Below are 16,335 nucleotides of genomic sequence, written 5' to 3'. Positions count from 1 at the left end.
ATGAACAAACTGCTTGAATACACGATTTTGATAGAGAAAAGACGATTCTGTTTATGAGTAGTGCTCACGAGCAGATGAATTTCATTTAGTTTTTACGGGGAGGATCAGAAGTGAGAGGAATCATTAAAGCGCGCTGGGTCATTTTATCCTTATGGCTTGTTGCAACGGTCGTGCTCGTTGCGCTGCAGCCGGATATCAATGCCATTCTTAGAGACCGAGGACAGAAGGCATTAAACGAAGACAGCCCATCGGTGCAAGCCGATGCCATATTGAGTAAAATGGAAAAATCGAAGGGGACCAATAATCTTGTTGTCTTTTATGACAAGAATAAAATTTCCAATAACGAGCTGAATCAAATCAAGCAGGGTGTAGAACGATTCCGTGATGACGCAGACAAGCTCGGTGTTGCCGAGATCATGGATCCTTTTCGTATACCTGAAGCGAAAAGTTCGCTGATTTCGAAGGACAAAACAACGGTAATGGTAAGCTTCAAGTTAGACAAAAAGTCTCGAGAAATCGATGATATTAAGAAAGCCATCGATCAGCGACTGGACAAGGTAACGGTCACCCATTACCTGACCGGCGAGGATTTCATTAATAATGACTATTTAAAAGCGTCTCAGGGCGGGGTTGAGAAGAGTGCGGCACTGACCGTTCTGTTCATTTTAATTGTCCTTGTTATCATGTTCCGATCCATTGTAACTCCGATCATTTCGTTACTTGCAGTTATGTTCTCTTACCTATGCTCGATGGGGATTGCAGCGCAGCTGATTGACAAAGCAGGCTTTCCGCTTACAAGTCTGACGCAAATGCTGCTTATTCTGATCCTGTTCGGTATCGGCACCGATTATAATATATTGCTGTTTAACCGGTTTAAGGAAGAACTGTCAAAGGGATTGTCCATTGATGAGGCGATTGTCTCGACCTACCAAACGGCCGGGAAAACGATTGTCTACAGTATCCTGACTGTCTTTATCGCTTTTGCAGCACTTATATTCTCTCAATCGCCAATCTATCAGTCGGGAATTGTCGTGGTTATTGGTGTTGCGTTCCTGTTGCTCGAGATGCTCACGTTAACGCCGTTTGCGATGAAACTGCTTGGCAAAAAGCTGTTCTGGCCATCCAAAAATAATAAAGGACATGGGGAGAACAGGATGTGGGCGAGAACAGCAACGCTCGCCACCAGGCATCCGATTGTTTCCGTAATCCTGGTGGCTGTACTTATTGTTCCGGCCGTATTTTTCTATCAGGAGAAATTAAACTTTGATACGATCGGCGAACTTGGCAACAGCTATCCTTCCTCTAAAGCCATGAATATTGTGGCAGATCATTTTGGCAAAGGCAATGCAATGCCGGCCACTGTTGTCATTGAGAATAAAAAAGCTTTAGATAATAACGAATCTTTGGCGGCGATCGATCGACTAACCGGACAGCTGGAAAAGATTAAAGGTGTAAAACAAGTTTCTTCCATAACAAGACCTCAGGGGCAAGAAGTGAATGGGTTTTACATCGGCGATCAGACGAAGTCGGTCACAGACGGATTGTCCGCGACGCGGAAGGGTGTTGACCAAATCGGCGGCGGTCTGAAAACGGCTCAGAAAAAGCTTGGCTCTGCTGACTTCTCTCAAGTCAATAAGATGGTCGATGGAACAGCCAAGCTTGAGAACGGCATGACTGCCTTGACCAGCGGACTTAAGCAAATCCAAAATGGAATCGGAGGTACCGGTCAATCACAGACGATCAGTGACGGGATCGGACAAATTGAAACGAATCTTGAAAAAATGAGCGGCGCTGTGACTACACTTGCCGATAACTATGATCAGATGCAGTCCGGCTATGCGAAAATGGGCACCAGTTATCAAGATACTGCAAAGGCGCTGCTCGGCGTCAAGAATGCACTCGCGCAGATGCAAATGTTGACGTCGGCGCTCGGTGACAGCAGTCCGGGAGTTGCCGGTGATCAAAATTATCTCCGACTAAAAGCGAGCTTCGATCAGTTGTCTGCATCGTTGGCCAAGATCACACCGGAAGGTATCGATGCTTTGAACAAGAACTACACTACACTAACGACCGGATTCAAAACGGCGAACAGTCATCTGTCTGAGATGAGTGATGGCCTGTCCAAAATGGCTGAAGGACTTGAAAAAACGAAAAGCGGTCTTGACAGTGCCTCCTCAGGCATCGGAAAGATTGCCACCAATATGGATCAGGTAACGGACGGACTGGGGCAAATGAAATCCGGTCAGCAGAAGCTGGCAGATGGCCTTAACGGGTTCCATACATTCAGCGACAAGCTGGCGGATGTGAATAAAGGATTGGATCAACTATCGGGCGGCTTGGGAAAGACCAACGATTTCCTTTCACAGCTTAATACAAATCGAAACTTCTCGATACCGGATGAAGCACTGAAAGATAAGCAGTATCAGCAGGCATTGGATGCGTTCATGTCTAAAGACCGGACTATTTCCAAAATAACGGTGATTCTCGATAATGATCCGTATTCAAAGCAAGCTTTAACGACAATCAAGCACATGAATACAACGGTGCATAACGGAGTGAAGGGAACGACTTTGGCTGATGCAAAGGTAGCCGTTTCCGGGCCAAGCTCGACAACCTATGACACAAACAATGTTCTGACAAAAGATTTGAATCGCTTAACGATTATTGTACTCATCGGCGTGCTGCTCGTGCTGATCGTTGTGATGCGCTCCTTCTGGATCCCGGTGTTTATCACGGTGTCGCTAATGGGAGCATACTACGCGGCCATGTTTGTTTTGAACGCTCTGTTCATCAATCTGATTGGTCTGGAGGGGATTTCTTCATTCGTCCCATTCTTCGCCTTTATCGTGATCGTTGCTCTGGGTGTAGACTACAGCATCTTCCTGCTGGCACGCTATAAGGAATATCCACTGATGTCAGGCAAGGAAGCGATTGTCGAAGCCGCAAAACGAGTGGGTACCATAATTTTGTCAGCCTTCGTGATTCTTGGAGGAACCTTCGCGACACTGATGCCGTCAGGAATTGTGCTGCTGATTGAGCTGGCAACGGCTGTAATTACCGGTCTGATCGTACTCTGCTTCATAATGCTTCCGATCTTTGTCCCGGCGATGATTTCACTCTTTGATTCTCCGCCGAAGTTTAAAAGAAGCGCAGAGTCATCAGTGAGCGAATAAATAATTTTACGAATTGATCCTTTTAAAATGTAAATAAAAAAATGAAGGTGTCTCAAAGGTCTGCGACTATGAGACATCTTTTTTTCGTACCAAGATTAAGAACGTTTATAAAGGAGACCAGCCTGAGAAAACTCGGCCATTCATTGCCGAGATGAATCAGCGCCTTGGGTCTCCATTTTCTTGTTTGGAAACCGGTTCAATCATAGTGAAAGCGCGAACGCTTGTGCTGCTATTATGCTGTGAAAAGAGGTGAAACGATGACTTTAAAAGGGCTTAACGTATGAATCTACCCCACTAAAAAACAAAAACTATTCATCCAATGAAACTTTGGCTACAACCGTTTTGTTTGGGATCAGATGCTAAACATACTGATCGAACGGTATGAACATAATCCGAAAGCCACTTTTTTGATTACTTATGCTCTGAAATAATCTTTTAATAGCACTAAAACGTGACTATCCGTGGCTTAAAGATGCTGAAAGCATGAGTCTTCAGATCACCAATCGCGATTTGGTGGAAAGTACAAAAATTTCTTTAAGCAAAAACATGACTTAAGTCGAAGAAATCCTTCAAGCAATCCTATCAATGCAAATGCGTCAATCAGAATATAAAAACATACGAAAGTTCATTTGCTCTAAATACCGTTTTGAATCATCAAGCTTGTGCGCGAACAGACATTTCTGTTTCACACTGGTAGGAAAGTATAAGAAAACATTTAAAGGAAACGAGTGTAAGCGGTCCGAAAAAGCGCCGCGTCCTGCGGCTCACCGGACACTAGTCCGTCCATGGCCGTCGCAACTAAGTCTTCGCCTTCGCCAGGGGCTTGGCGAAGCCAAGTTTCCTAATAAATCATTGGGATCCTTAATTAAGTAACGCGGCCGGAATAAAATAAGCGGAGATTTTCCGGTTATATGCATCCTGGCGCTTGTTTCACAGGTGTATAAGGGTAATTTTTCCGCTTATACACAGAAAAACCCTCCATTTTCATGTTTTTCGATTTGATAAGCGGAATTTCTCCGTCTATTTAAGCAATTTTTTCATTCATTTTCCAATTAAGCGGAATTTTTCCGTTTATTTCTCGGATTGGACGCTTACCTGATCGCCCAACCAAATCTTATGACCTTATCGTCGTACCGACAAGGCAAAACGCTATACTTTCTTAACTTGTAAAAGAGACTTAGCCGCTGCTTGGATGTTCCAAGCAAGTATGAGATGTTACTAGAAGCTCGGAATTTTAATCCCGATGTAGTTCACGATCTTTGATTTGCTGAACGGGGATAAGCGGCTAAAATGGAGCTTCCGCATCTTGCGGAAGTAAGCGCTCGGACGCCTGCGGAGTGTCTCTGTTGATCGCAAGTCAGGGGGATAGTCTCGCAGACATTGACATTATTGAGAAATCACTATTGATACGGATTCCTATTTGTATTACAATGTGAAAAACACCAAAAACATATAATAATACTTGGAATAATAATGAGAGGAGGAAGATCATGGTGCGCAGGCGTTTCTTGTCTTTTAATAAGCTGGTACAGCAAAATATATCTGAAATGCTAAGTACAGAATCGGTGATGCAAGCATTAGAGGCGAAACTGGACCGAAGGCGTGTGGCAAAATTGGAAAACAGCAAGCCGCAAAGTAAAACTCGGTAAAATGATGACTAGTTTGGCGGGGTGCTGTGTTTGTTGAGAATTGAATATGAATTCTTATCCAGAGTGGGGGAGGGACTGGCCCAATGAACCCCGACAACCAACATGTTTGCATGCATGCACGGTGTCCATTCCAGAAACACTGAATGGTGTTTGAAGATGAGAAAGAACCAACGCAGCAAACCTTTCGCATCGTCGTTAGGCTTGTTTTTTTTAGATCAGACTTTTGTGCTCTTCGTGATGCAATTTTTTAGCTGTTTCATGCGGGGCCACGCACAACAATGATTCTGAAAGATCGGATGGTTAATTAACTATGAAACAAAAAATTAGTGCGTTTCTCGTTCTTATTTTTTTTCCTTTAATGTTTGCTAGTTTTGCATCGGCACACGCTTCTGTTGTGAAATCGAACCCTGCTCAGAATCAACAGGTAAACGGAAATCTTAAGAATGTCACGATTCAATTTAATGAAGAAATCCAACCGTCTTTTCTGACCTTGGAGGTTTTGAATCAAAAGGGCAGCCGTGTTGATACAGATCACGCGCAGCGTAACAAGAAGAACCGAAGCGTATTGGAAAATGGTGTAAAAAAGCAGCTTTCCAGCGGCTATTACCGGATGAATTGGAAAGTCGTATCGGCAGATGGGCATGCCGTTCACGGAACGATTGGTTTTCACGTTGGACAACCGAAAGAAAGTGCCGCAAATGTGCAGTCTTCCAGTGATACGCGGAGCGATCTTCCCGGTGCGGACCAACTCGTGATTCAATGGCTGATCTATCTTGGTTTGTCTTTCTTTTTTGGCATACTGTTCTTCCTGAAATTTTTCAATCCGGAACGAAATCTAGTGATTTTTAACCAAAAGGCGCTGCGGCGAACACTTTGGAGTGCCGCAGGGATTCTGCTGCTTGGCGTTCTGCTCGCGCTGCCGCTTCAAGTGACACGTAACGCTGATGTGAACTGGCTGCATGCGTTTTCGGGTAAAGCTGTTGGCGAAACGTTGCTGACGACCTCATTCGGTACACCATGGTTCCTACAAATCAGTAGTTTAATTCTGTGCATCTCCCTTCTTTTCTGGTTATTTCGCACGCAATCCGAGCGAACGGTTCGTGGACTCTTATGGGTGCTCATCGGCTTGTTGTTTGTCTTTTCTTTGTCCAAAGCATTTGTCGGCCATGCCGCTGGTACTGAGGATCAGGAATTGCGTGTTTGGGCTGTGGCTGCGGACTTTCTGCATCTGTCTGCCGCGTCAATCTGGATTGGGTCTTTACTTTGCCTTCTGCTTTTCCTGCCCAGATCGGTAAAAAACAATGATTCTCCTGAGCAGCAAAAAAAGATCTACTGGCAAACGTTGCATCGCTTTTCAAACGTTGCGCTTCTTTTAGTTGGGGTAATCTTTTTAACCGGCTTGATCGGCACGCTGATTCACTTGACGTCATTTCGAGCATTATATACCTCAACTTATGGCTGGATCATCATCATAAAAGCGGTTCTTCTGCTGCTCATGCTGCTGTTTGCGCTCTATTCGAACGTGCGCGTGAAGAAGCAGAGGGATTTTCTCAAGAAAAGTGTACTGGGCGAGCTTCTGATCGGGCTGACGGTTTTACTGGCTGCTGCTGTATTGACCAATGTTTCTCCTCCTGTCCCGAAACCGGCGGTCGACGATGGCACATTTGAGGGATTTAGTGCAAAATTCAACAATGGGAAACCAACAAAGAATACCAATCCGCCGACTGTATTGGAAGATCCGAAAAAAACGATACGGGCTAAGGAAAAGAACTATGTACTGACACTTCGCGTTGAACCGCTCAAACTCGGCCCCAATACGCTGTACTTAGATGTGCTTGATCAAGGGAAACGAGCGCACAATTTACAGCAGGTTGCCTTAAAGATCCGCTGCATTGACATGGATATGGGGGAAACCCAAGTCCAAGTGCCGCTAGCGAAACTTGGCAAGGGATTTGTTGTCAAAGACGCATTCGATATGAAGCATCGTTTTCTCATCAATGTCCATGTTCTTGATAAGGATTACCAGGCAGTCGATAAAGACTTCATTGTATCCATTAAATGAACAAGAAGGAGTAACCGATCAAATGAAAAAGTCTATCCAAACCATCACTGCTGCGTTCTTCTCTGGTGTACTCCTTTTCGCTTTTCACTACAGTGCATCAGCCCATGTAACCGTCAAACCGGTTCAGTCGATCACAGGATCGAGCGAAACGTATACAATAACTGTACCTACTGAAAAGAACATTCCGACGACTAAAGTGGCACTGCGCATTCCGAAAAGCGTTCAATTCTACAGTTACCAACCGGTGCCGGGATGGACGACTGAAGTAATCAAGAATGCGAGCGGACAGGCGCCAACGGTGATTTGGACAGCAAAGGGGAGCGGAATTGCGCCTGGAGCGTTCCAACAGTTTCAGTTTCGCGCACTGAACCCAAAACAAACCGGTGATCTCGCTTGGAATGCTTATCAAACGTACAAGGATGGCAGTGTTGTTGAATGGACAGGCAAAGAAAATGCCGAAACCCCTCATGCGATTACAAGCGTCGTTAAAAGCGAGGATACAGAGAGCGGCACACAAAATGGGAAAAGCGGCAATCAAATCGTTTCGGTTATTGCGATCATTCTTTCAGCAATTGCCATCGTTCTTTCCCTACTCACTCTGATTGCGGGCCGACAGAAGAAAAAGGGAGTACCTGAAGATACAAAGGAGACACTATGACGTAAAAAGGTATAGGGCGCTCTGAAGGCGGTTTGCCACGCTGCTTCATAACACATTTTCTGATATAAAGATGCCCCTCAACCTTCAAAACAGGTGGAGGGGCATTGTTATTGTCTTGGTATGGGTCTGTACCATTATCGCGTGAAATAACGTGAATGCGTGATCAGAAGGATTAACGACCGTTCGCTACTGATGATGTTGTTCACAAAAAAATGATTCATCTCTTCGTTAACTCGAGAGAATGAATCATTTTTAACATAAACGAATTTGTTTCAGTGCCTCGTGCATTAAGCAGTGAAATTGAGAATGTCTAGGATCTCTTCCTTTTTCTTGATGAATTCCGTGCTGTCTCGGCGCCGTGGCCGCGGCAAATTTACATTAACGATTTTTTTCAGAATGGCTGGTCGCGGCGTCATTGTGAAGACACGATCCGCTAAGTATACAGCTTCTTCAACATCATGCGTGACCATGACCATCGTGATGTCTGTACGTTCCCGAATTTTCAAAAGCTCATCATGCATTTTTATCCGGGTAAACGCATCGAGCGCGCCAAACGGTTCGTCAAATAACAAGACCTTAGGATAATTAATCAACGTCCGTGCTAAAGCGACACGCTGCTGCATACCGCCGGAGAGTTCATAGGGATAATTCTTTTCAAATCCCTTTAAACCGACCAAGTCAATAAATTCATGAATGGTGTCACGTTTCTCACGATATTCACCGGCTAATTTAGGCCCAAATCCAACATTTTGTTCAATCGTCAGCCATGGATACAAGGTTGGATCTTGAAAAACTAATCCGCGTTCACGGCTCGGCCGTTCAACAAGATTTCCATCAACCAATATTTTGCCCTGAGAAGGGTGGTCCAGACCGGCTAATAACCGTAACAGTGTTGACTTACCGCAACCGGAAGGCCCGATTAGTGCGATAAATTCGCCCGGCTCAACCTCTGCATTAACATGGTGCAACGCTTCAACCGGCGAACCGGTCTCTGTACGCGGCGGGAAGACTTTTCGAAGATTGTTGAATGTGATTTGTCCTGTAGCTACCATTTAATAATCCCCTTTTGCCATCTTAAAACATAGTCGCGTATTTTAAAGAGAACTGCAATCATCAATGAGAAGCTGACTGCAATAACAACCAAACCGGCGTAGACATTGGCGTAGGACATAATTTCGCGCTGCCAGTTTATATACCAACCGATTCCATAGCGCACCCCGATCATCTCAGCGGACATCAAGGTAAGGAAAGCACCGCATGTTCCGTTGAAGATCCCTACGAAGATGTTTGGCAAGGCTCCGGGCACCGCCACACGAAAAATCTTTTGGAAATCGGTCGCGCCCAGTGTATCAGCGACTTCAAAAAATGTTTTTTTGACGTTTACAATACCGGATTGCGTTAATACAGTGATCGGGAACCATGAAGCTAAAGCAATCAAGAAGACGGCTGCTTGAAAGCTGGTCGCAAAAGCCGACAGAGCAATCGGTATAAACGCAGTGGATGGTATCGGCCCTATTGATTTTACGAGTGGTTCCAGCCAATAATTCCACGATGAGTACCAGCCAATTAATATACCGGTAGCAAGTCCGGTGATGATGCCAATACCTAATCCGTACGCAAGCAATAAAGCTGAATGAAGCAGGCATTTTAGTAAGAACCCGGCATCGACAATCAGAACATTGATAATCGTTTCAGGAGCGGGAAAGAAAATGGGTTTAATCAACGCGAATTTCAGCGTGACTAAATTATATAAACCGAGTGCGAGAAATGCCGCACCAATAAAGTAGCTTTTAAAAACGAACTTCTCAAGCCCGCCGAAAAAAGTATAATAGGTTGCGAGCACTGCCGTGATGACAAACGCTATGATTAATAGCCCGGTATACCATGGCAGCGATTTGGTTATCAAAACATCACTCTTAGGAATGGCCAGCTGAGCAATAAGACTGATTGCGATTGCGATACTTGCAAAGTAAGCCCGACCAATTTGGCGATCTTTTATCCGGGTAATTTTTTTGATATAAACCGAGTCCTTCTCCAAAAAAATCCCCTCTTTTCTTTGATTTTGTTATTTTACCCCTTTAAATTTTAAGAAGGAGTGGTCAGTAAGCGCCTGAGTATCAACATCTTTAGAGATGACACCGATATCCTGCAGACTGTCGGCCGTTTGTTTGAACGCTTTTTTCGCATCTGTAAAGGATGGTTCCCATTTGTACGTTTCCAATGCTGACAAGTTCGTTTTTTCATCGCCGGCAATATATTTCTTATCTGTTTGAATATGAACGGATTCATCTTGATGATTGGCAATCCATTCTGCAGCCTCTTGCAATGCAAGGGTGAATTTGCGTGCGATTTCCGGATGTTCTTTAGCTAATTTATTAGAAACATAGGCTACGCAGCAATATTCTTTATTAAATGGTGCTGTGGTTGCGGAACTAGCTAGTGATGTAAAGCCATAGTTCTTAATAGCGATTTGTGTATCCGGATCGCCTACAGCAATCGCGTCTACTTGCCCTTTACTAAGGACGATTGGCAAGCTGGCCGAATCATATTGAATAAATTGTACGTCTGAGTTTTTGGTCGATACATTTAATCCGTTGTAAGAAAGGACGCGTTTTGCAAACGTTGCCGGACTGCCGGCTACCGTACCCACACCAATTTTCTTGCCTTTAAGATCTTTGATCGACTTAATTTTAGAATTCTTACCTACTAAGATCTGGAGACAACCTGTATGCAAACCGGTTGTAATCTTTAGCTCTGCACCGTTCGTCAGTGGTTGCACAACGCTGGCAAGGAGCGAATTCGTCGCGTCAACTTTTCCGGCTGTTAGGGCTTCAGTACCTGACAAGTCTCCGATTTTGACATTCTTATATTTGACGCCGTATTTCTTGAAAATCCCTTTCTCAATCGCAATTTGCTGTGGTGCTTCGCATAAGCCTGATGAGTCTGCGAGTTTTAATACATAATTGTCATCTTTTGCAGTAGCTGAACTTTTGTTCTTGTTCACTGTAATTTGGTTAATGGAAACCACAGTTGCAAGTACCACAATAATAACCACAGCAACTGAAAGAATCCATTTGACTAAGCGGCTTGCTTTTCTTTTTTTCGCCATGTTGATTGCTTCCCCCTCTAAGTAGAGCAAATTCAATTTACTTAAATCAAACCCTCAAATGTTTAGGTAAAGATTAGTTTTTATTAATTTAACTAAACAGCCCTATTTACTTGGTATTAAACTTAAAAAAAAACAACTCGTAAATGCACACCAATCAAGTTCAGTGTCTGCAAAATTCGTATTCTTGTGCAAAACCTCTTTTCTTTGATTAAGGGATTAACCAGATACGCAGTATTGCGGCCGCAATAAATCGCATGAAGAAGGTGCTGACAAGACCTATTGATCTGCTGCGATTCTCACTGCGAAACCGTTCATTGCCGATCATTAACGTCTTAATGATTAGCAGCTGATGAACGGCTTACTTTGTTGATGGTAAATTTAAACCATTCGATTATCCTTGTCAACCCCCAAAAAAATTTTGTTTGATTCCTATCCTGGTGAAGATTTAAAGTACAAAAACGGGATTATTTTATTGAGAAATGTCCCTACACCTATAATCGCAAGGCTCCGTTCAGCTTCTCTGACAAGCAAAGAACGTTTTTGATTTTGCCCCGCCGGTAAGTGCCCAATCTGAAAAATAGACGGAAAAATTCCGCTTATTTAGAAAATGATCGAAAAAATAGCTGAAATAGACGGAGAAATTCCCCTTATCCGAATCGATAAACGTGAAAATGAAGGGTTTTGCTTTGAATAAGCGGAAAAATTACCCTTATTTACCGGCGAAACATGTTCAGGGTGCATATAAGCGGAAAATCTCCGCTTATTTTACTCGTTACTTAATTAAGGACCAGAATGCGTTATGAAATTGAAATGTTTGTTCAAGCAAGGGGTTGATGATTAAAAACCACATTTGGAGCAAAGGAACTTTTGCTAACTGTAAAGGAGCTTTCGAAAAAGGAACTTTCGCTAAATACGCATACGTCCTGTATGCAACGCGAAAGCCATCACATCGTGTGAAAGTACGTCCTTTATGCAACGCGAAAGTCACTGCATCCTGTGGTAGTAAGAACCGGGAATTTTTTGCCCGTTTTTTCTTAAGCAGAAGATGAGAAGCAGATCTATGCGATTGGTCAAGAAGTCATACGTGTGAACATCTGCCGGTTTGATTTCTTGCATCAAACATTCAGAAAAGCATTGACATAATAAATTTAAAATATTATATTACCTAGTAAACACATGCGAATTGTTTCAGCGGTGACGCGTGCATCAGTTTTATCACCTAAACGTTCTTTTCAAAATTAAATAGTAAACTTCTTATCAAGAGTGGCGGAGGGACTGGCCCAATGAAACCCGACAACCAGCACACAGTGTATGGTGTTAATTCCAGCAGTTTAAACTGAGAGATAAGAGAACCGACGCATCATGTTTTCTTATCTATTCTCATAAGAAAGCATTTTTTTATTGCCTTTTTTAGCTTAGTTGCCGCAAATGACGCGCTGGGCAAAAGTCTCGGACTAAAGCTTATAGGAGGTTGATCATTGATGAGTATAGCGAAAATCAATTTTGTTCAATTAATTCAATCGCTTATGTGGGAGCCGATTTATCTGCCCTGGGAGTGCGAAGCATTCAGCAATGCAGCCGTACCTGTGGCGCATACTAAGAACGCATTTAAAAACATTCAGTTTTCAAAGACAAAGGCAATGAACTGCGAGGAGGATGAATACAGTGAAACTAGATTCATTGATTGTAAAAGGGATTGATGCGAAAGACAATCCTAATCATGCAGTGGTACCGCCGATTTTTCTAGCAACAACTTATGTTCAAGAGGATCTGCATGGTTTTCAGTCCTTTGCCTATGCACGAGGCGGGAATCCGACACGAAATAATCTCGAAACCTTGTTTTCTAAAATTGAACAGGCGAGTTATTCCTATGCGTTTGCATCAGGAATGGCGGCGGTGTCCGCCGTTTTCAGCCTGTTTCAGTCCGGTGATAAAATTCTGCTGAACAACAATGTGTACGGTGGAACCTATCGCTATGCCAGCAATCTTTTTAAGGATCGAGGCATCGCTTATGAATTGGTGCACGATTTTAATGAACTGAGGGCAGAGGATTTAGATGATGATGTGGCGGCACTCTATATTGAGACGCCGTCGAATCCGCTGCTGCGTGTTGCCGATATTCAGCGGCTAGCAACGATCGCGCATGAGAAAGGCAAGTTGCTGATTGTTGATAATACATTTTTAACTGCCTATTATCAAAATCCACTCGCTCTTGGCGCAGATCTCGTTCTTTATTCCGCAACGAAATATCTGAGCGGTCACGCTGATGTCATTGCCGGTCTTGTGGCAACGAATCAAGAGGATATTGCGCAAAAGCTTAAATTTCTGCAGAATACACTCGGTGGAATCCTGAGTCCGACCGATTCCTATGCACTGATTCGAGGAATCAAGACATTGAGTGTGCGTTTGGATCGCCAAGAGGCGAATACGGATAAGATTATCGATTTTTTCAGCACTCATCCCGGCATTGAACGCCTGTACTATCCCGGATCGTACTCGCAGGAGGAAAAAGAAATTCAGCAGCGTCAGGCATCGGGTCATGGGTCCGTTCTTTCCATTCGGCTTGCATCGAATTATGATCAGGATCAATTTGTGGCGGCACTTTCATTGTTTGATCTTGCTGTCAGTCTTGGCGGGGTTGAAAGCCTGATTTGTCAGCCGGCAACAATGACGCATGAATCCTTTGATGAAAAACTTCAGGAGAAAATCGGCATCACAAAAGGTCTGCTTCGCTTAGCAATCGGCATTGAAAATGCAGATGATCTGCTGGAGGATCTGGCGCGCGCACTGGAAAAAGCAAAAAGATAACTTGGAGTTGAAAAGATATGGAGATTCGCAAGATGGTTCCTGAGGATTATGAAGGCGCTTATGATCTATGGACACGGGTGCCCGGCATGAATCTAGCATCCTTAGATAACAGCTACGCCGGAATTGCCCGGATCATTCGCAAGAATCCGGAAACCTGTTTCGTCGCTGCCGATAACGAGCGGGTCATCGGAACGATACTCGGCGGAACCGATGGACGCAAGGGATTCATCTACCATACGGCAGTTGATCCGGACCAGCAGGGAAAAGGAATCGGTACACGTTTAATTGACCGAGTCTGTACGAGTTTTAAAAAAGAACAGATTACGAAGATTGGTTTGTTCGTGGTGCTTGATAATGAGGAAGGCAAGCAGTTTTGGAGAAAAAAGGGTTGGAATTTTAGGCAAGACATCGTGTATCTCGATCGGGATTTGTGAGGTAAGCGAAGATGGGAAATCGATACGATTATCAGAGCATCGAGCAATGGGTGAAAAGTATATACAAGGCGTACGGTTTTTCAGAAGAGAGCAGTTCAATCATTGCCGAATCCATTGTGACCACTGATCTGTTCGGTATTGAATCACATGGTGTGCAGCGTTTGGCGATGTACGACCGAAAGATCGCTGCCGGTGATATTAAAGTTGGCGCAATTCCTAAAGTTATTTGGGAAACGCCGGTGAGTGCTGTAGTGGATGGACATAAGGGGATGGGGCAGCTCGTGGCGGGAAAAGCGATGAGCCTTGCGATTGAAAAAGCAGAACAGAGCGGCATTGGTATCGTCTCGGTTCGCAATTCGAATCATTATGGAATGGCCGGCTATTACGCCAAAATGGCGAGCGACAAAGGAATGCTGGGAATTTCCGCAACGAATTCCAATCCTTTTTTGATCCCTACTCATGCGGTGCAGCCGTTTCTCGGTAGTAATCCGCTTGCTTTTTCAATGCCTGCCGAGCCTCACGACTTCCTCTTTGATGCGGCAACAACAGTCGTATCACTCGGGAAGATCGAAGTGTATGCCAAACAGGGAAAGACGATTCCCGGAGCTTGGGCGGTTGACGAACACAATGAGGTGAACAGAGACGCAACAAAGCTGCGCGAAAATCTGTCGAAGCATCCAAAAATAGGAGGGATGCTTCCTGTGGGAGGACGCGGAGAAGAAAATGGCGGATACAAAGGATTTGGCCATTCTTTAATTGTAGAAATTTTAACGTCGATTCTGTCGCAAGGACATCTTTCTGCTGATCTGGGCAGTGGCAAGGTAAAGGGAATCAGTCACTTTTTTACCGCAATTGATCTTCGTTTGTTTGGTGATCCCGGCGATATTTCAGAAGCATTATCTGCTATGCTTAAACGAATTCGGAATCTTCCAACTGAACCTGGGAAGAAGATGTACATACATGGCGACAAAGAAGCTGCTGCGTTTGAAGACCGCCTGAAAAACGGGATTCCAATTGATCCTGAAACATTGAAAGAAATGGCGGAAGTCTCGGAACGATTGCATATACCCTATCAGTCATATCTTTAACGTGTACATGGAAATTTTTTGAATGAGAAATGGGGACTAGAGATGACGGAGAAATCGGAGAAACGATTTGATACTTTGAAAATACATGCGGGGTACGATCCGAAACAACATAATTATGCATCACAAGTACCGATCTATCAGACGGTTGCCTTTGGCTTTGGCGATCCGGAGCGTGCAGAACGGCTGGTCAACCTTAAAGAAAAAGGCTTCAGCTATACGCGAATCGGTAATCCGACGACTGCTGTTCTTGAACAAAGAATCGCTGATCTGGACGGTGCCGCAGAAGCGGTGGCGGTCGGATCCGGTATGGCGGCCGTTTCCTATACATTGTTAAATCTAGCCGAAGGCGGTGGTCGAATTATCGCCGCAGCACATATTTATGGATCAAGCTTTGATGAATTTCGAACCCTGTTTCCTAAATTCGGGATTGTTTTTGACTTCCTCGATGATATTAATGACCTAGAATGTGTTGAAGCAGTGATCAAAGAGGATACGAAAGCAATTTTTGCAGAAAGCGTCACGAATCCGGATACAACGGTGACGAACGTAGAGGCACTGGCAAAACTGGCTCATCGACATGGTATTCCACTGGTTATTGACAATACGTTTCCGACCCCGTATCTCTTTAACCCAATCCGATATGGTGCGGACATCGTCGTCTATTCATCGACAAAAGGAATCAGCGGACACGGAGAAGTTGTTTCAGGATTAATTGTTGACGCTGGAACCTTTGATTATGGGAACGGCAAGTTTAAACAATTTGAGGAAAAAGAATTTGTTCTGGGGAATGAAGACGAGCATGTGGAGCGGAGCTTTATTGAGGCGTTTGGTTCGAACGCATTTGCAGCACGGATCAGGGTTAAGTACCTTCGCTTGCTCGGTGCTGTATTGAGCCCTTTTGAAGCTTATTTAGTTCTCTTAGGTATTGAAACATTGTCCGAACGGCTAGCTAAGCAAGTGAACAGTGCGAAGAAGATTGCCCGGTACCTTGCAGACAATCCCCATGTTAAAGCAGTACACTATTCTGGATTGGCAGAGCATCCGCAGCACGAATTGGTGAACCGATACTTTCCACATGGAGTTGGGGCAATTTTTGCGTTTGAGATTGAAGGAACCGAAGCACAGGCAAAAAAGGTTCTGAGTTCTGTGAAAATTTTCAGCTATTTGCCAAATGTGGGAGATGCGCGTTCATTAATTGTTAATCCCGGCCGAACCACGCATCGCGAAATTCCTTCATTAAATCGTGAAAAAACCGGGCTGAGCAACACGCTGATTCGCCTCTCGATCGGACTGGAAGATGCGGATGACCTGATTGACGATCTGGATCAGGCGATCCACAAAGCATATGAATAAG

Annotated in this window: 12 protein-coding genes and 2 riboswitches; of the genes, 9 read left to right on the top strand and 3 right to left on the bottom strand. The window is 44.2% G+C overall.

The window, feature by feature from the left end; translation table 11 throughout:
* Positions 1-110 precede the first annotated feature (110 nt).
* From AC6F33_RS14065 to AC6F33_RS14050, 4 genes are all read left to right on the top strand, one after another.
* A complete protein-coding gene (locus tag AC6F33_RS14065; protein WP_500777299.1) occupies positions 111-3,173 on the top strand; it encodes an MMPL family transporter in 3,063 nt (1,020 codons plus the stop codon).
* A gap of 1,490 nt (positions 3,174-4,663) precedes the next feature.
* On the top strand, positions 4,664-4,822 hold the full coding sequence (locus AC6F33_RS14060) for an FbpB family small basic protein (RefSeq protein ID WP_143128429.1): 159 nt from the start codon (positions 4,664-4,666) through the stop codon (positions 4,820-4,822).
* 51 nt (positions 4,823-4,873) lie between these two features.
* Positions 4,874-4,985, top strand: a riboswitch (SAM riboswitch).
* 147 nt (positions 4,986-5,132) lie between these two features.
* On the top strand, positions 5,133-6,884 hold the full coding sequence (locus AC6F33_RS14055) for a copper resistance CopC/CopD family protein (RefSeq protein WP_500777298.1): 1,752 nt from the start codon (positions 5,133-5,135) through the stop codon (positions 6,882-6,884).
* 22 nt (positions 6,885-6,906) lie between these two features.
* On the top strand, positions 6,907-7,542 hold the full coding sequence (locus tag AC6F33_RS14050) for a YcnI family copper-binding membrane protein (RefSeq protein WP_500777297.1): 636 nt from the start codon (positions 6,907-6,909) through the stop codon (positions 7,540-7,542).
* Positions 7,543-7,829: 287 nt separating this feature from the next.
* Here AC6F33_RS14050 and AC6F33_RS14045 read toward each other — a convergent pair whose 3' ends face one another.
* Genes AC6F33_RS14045 through AC6F33_RS14035 form a run of 3 tightly spaced genes read right to left on the bottom strand, consistent with a single transcriptional unit; the run spans position 7,830 to position 10,651 of the window.
* Positions 7,830-8,594: an ABC transporter ATP-binding protein gene (locus tag AC6F33_RS14045; RefSeq protein ID WP_500777296.1), complete on the bottom strand. Its 765-nt coding sequence runs from the start codon at positions 8,592-8,594 to the stop codon at positions 7,830-7,832.
* Positions 8,588-9,580 (bottom strand): ABC transporter permease, encoded by a 993-nt coding sequence (locus tag AC6F33_RS14040; RefSeq protein WP_500777295.1) that lies wholly within the window; start codon positions 9,578-9,580, stop codon positions 8,588-8,590. Before AC6F33_RS14040 ends, AC6F33_RS14045 begins: the two co-directional genes overlap by 7 nt.
* Before the next feature lie 27 nt (positions 9,581-9,607).
* The gene (locus tag AC6F33_RS14035) at positions 9,608-10,651 is read right to left on the bottom strand and encodes an ABC transporter substrate-binding protein (protein WP_480948675.1); all 1,044 of its coding nucleotides are present in this window, start codon (positions 10,649-10,651) and stop codon (positions 9,608-9,610) included.
* A 1,251-nt stretch (positions 10,652-11,902) separates the two neighbouring features.
* Positions 11,903-12,001: riboswitch (SAM riboswitch) on the top strand.
* Positions 12,002-12,132: 131 nt separating this feature from the next.
* Between AC6F33_RS14035 and AC6F33_RS14030 the strand changes: the two genes are divergently transcribed.
* Genes AC6F33_RS14030 through AC6F33_RS14010 form a run of 5 tightly spaced genes read left to right on the top strand, consistent with a single transcriptional unit; the run spans position 12,133 to position 16,334 of the window.
* Complete coding sequence (locus AC6F33_RS14030; protein ID WP_480948674.1) at positions 12,133-12,351, top strand: hypothetical protein; 219 nt, start codon at positions 12,133-12,135, stop codon at positions 12,349-12,351.
* Complete coding sequence (locus tag AC6F33_RS14025) at positions 12,317-13,459, top strand: trans-sulfuration enzyme family protein (RefSeq protein WP_500777294.1); 1,143 nt, start codon at positions 12,317-12,319, stop codon at positions 13,457-13,459. The genes AC6F33_RS14030 and AC6F33_RS14025 overlap by 35 nt, the downstream gene beginning before the upstream one ends.
* Positions 13,460-13,476: 17 nt before the next feature.
* Positions 13,477-13,893, top strand: a complete 417-nt coding sequence (locus AC6F33_RS14020) for a GNAT family N-acetyltransferase (protein ID WP_255748933.1) — start codon at positions 13,477-13,479, stop codon at positions 13,891-13,893.
* A gap of 11 nt (positions 13,894-13,904) precedes the next feature.
* On the top strand, positions 13,905-14,981 hold the full coding sequence (locus AC6F33_RS14015) for an Ldh family oxidoreductase (protein ID WP_255748934.1): 1,077 nt from the start codon (positions 13,905-13,907) through the stop codon (positions 14,979-14,981).
* Positions 14,982-15,023: 42 nt separating this feature from the next.
* The gene (locus AC6F33_RS14010) at positions 15,024-16,334 is read left to right on the top strand and encodes an O-acetylhomoserine aminocarboxypropyltransferase/cysteine synthase family protein (protein ID WP_500777293.1); all 1,311 of its coding nucleotides are present in this window, start codon (positions 15,024-15,026) and stop codon (positions 16,332-16,334) included.
* The last annotated feature ends 1 nt before the right edge of the window (position 16,335 follow it).

The sequence above is a fragment of the Sporolactobacillus sp. BBK16-2 genome, from assembly GCF_059878335.1.
The sequence above is the reverse complement of the archived record's forward strand: the minus strand, read 5'-3'. Positions and strand labels throughout refer to the sequence as shown.

What these genes read in the sequence shown, in the direction of transcription:
- AC6F33_RS14060 (WP_143128429.1), top strand. Translation starts at nt 4,664, where the DNA reads ATGGTGCGCAGGCGTTTCTTGTCTTTTAATAAGCTGGTACAGCAAAAT.
- AC6F33_RS14055 (WP_500777298.1), top strand. Translation starts at nt 5,133, where the DNA reads ATGAAACAAAAAATTAGTGCGTTTCTCGTTCTTATTTTTTTTCCTTTA.
- AC6F33_RS14050 (WP_500777297.1), top strand. Translation starts at nt 6,907, where the DNA reads ATGAAAAAGTCTATCCAAACCATCACTGCTGCGTTCTTCTCTGGTGTA.
- AC6F33_RS14045 (WP_500777296.1), bottom strand. Translation starts at nt 8,594, where the DNA reads ATGGTAGCTACAGGACAAATCACATTCAACAATCTTCGAAAAGTCTTC.
- AC6F33_RS14035 (WP_480948675.1), bottom strand. Translation starts at nt 10,651, where the DNA reads ATGGCGAAAAAAAGAAAAGCAAGCCGCTTAGTCAAATGGATTCTTTCA.
- AC6F33_RS14030 (WP_480948674.1), top strand. Translation starts at nt 12,133, where the DNA reads ATGAGTATAGCGAAAATCAATTTTGTTCAATTAATTCAATCGCTTATG.
- AC6F33_RS14020 (WP_255748933.1), top strand. Translation starts at nt 13,477, where the DNA reads ATGGAGATTCGCAAGATGGTTCCTGAGGATTATGAAGGCGCTTATGAT.
- AC6F33_RS14015 (WP_255748934.1), top strand. Translation starts at nt 13,905, where the DNA reads ATGGGAAATCGATACGATTATCAGAGCATCGAGCAATGGGTGAAAAGT.
- AC6F33_RS14010 (WP_500777293.1), top strand. Translation starts at nt 15,024, where the DNA reads ATGACGGAGAAATCGGAGAAACGATTTGATACTTTGAAAATACATGCG.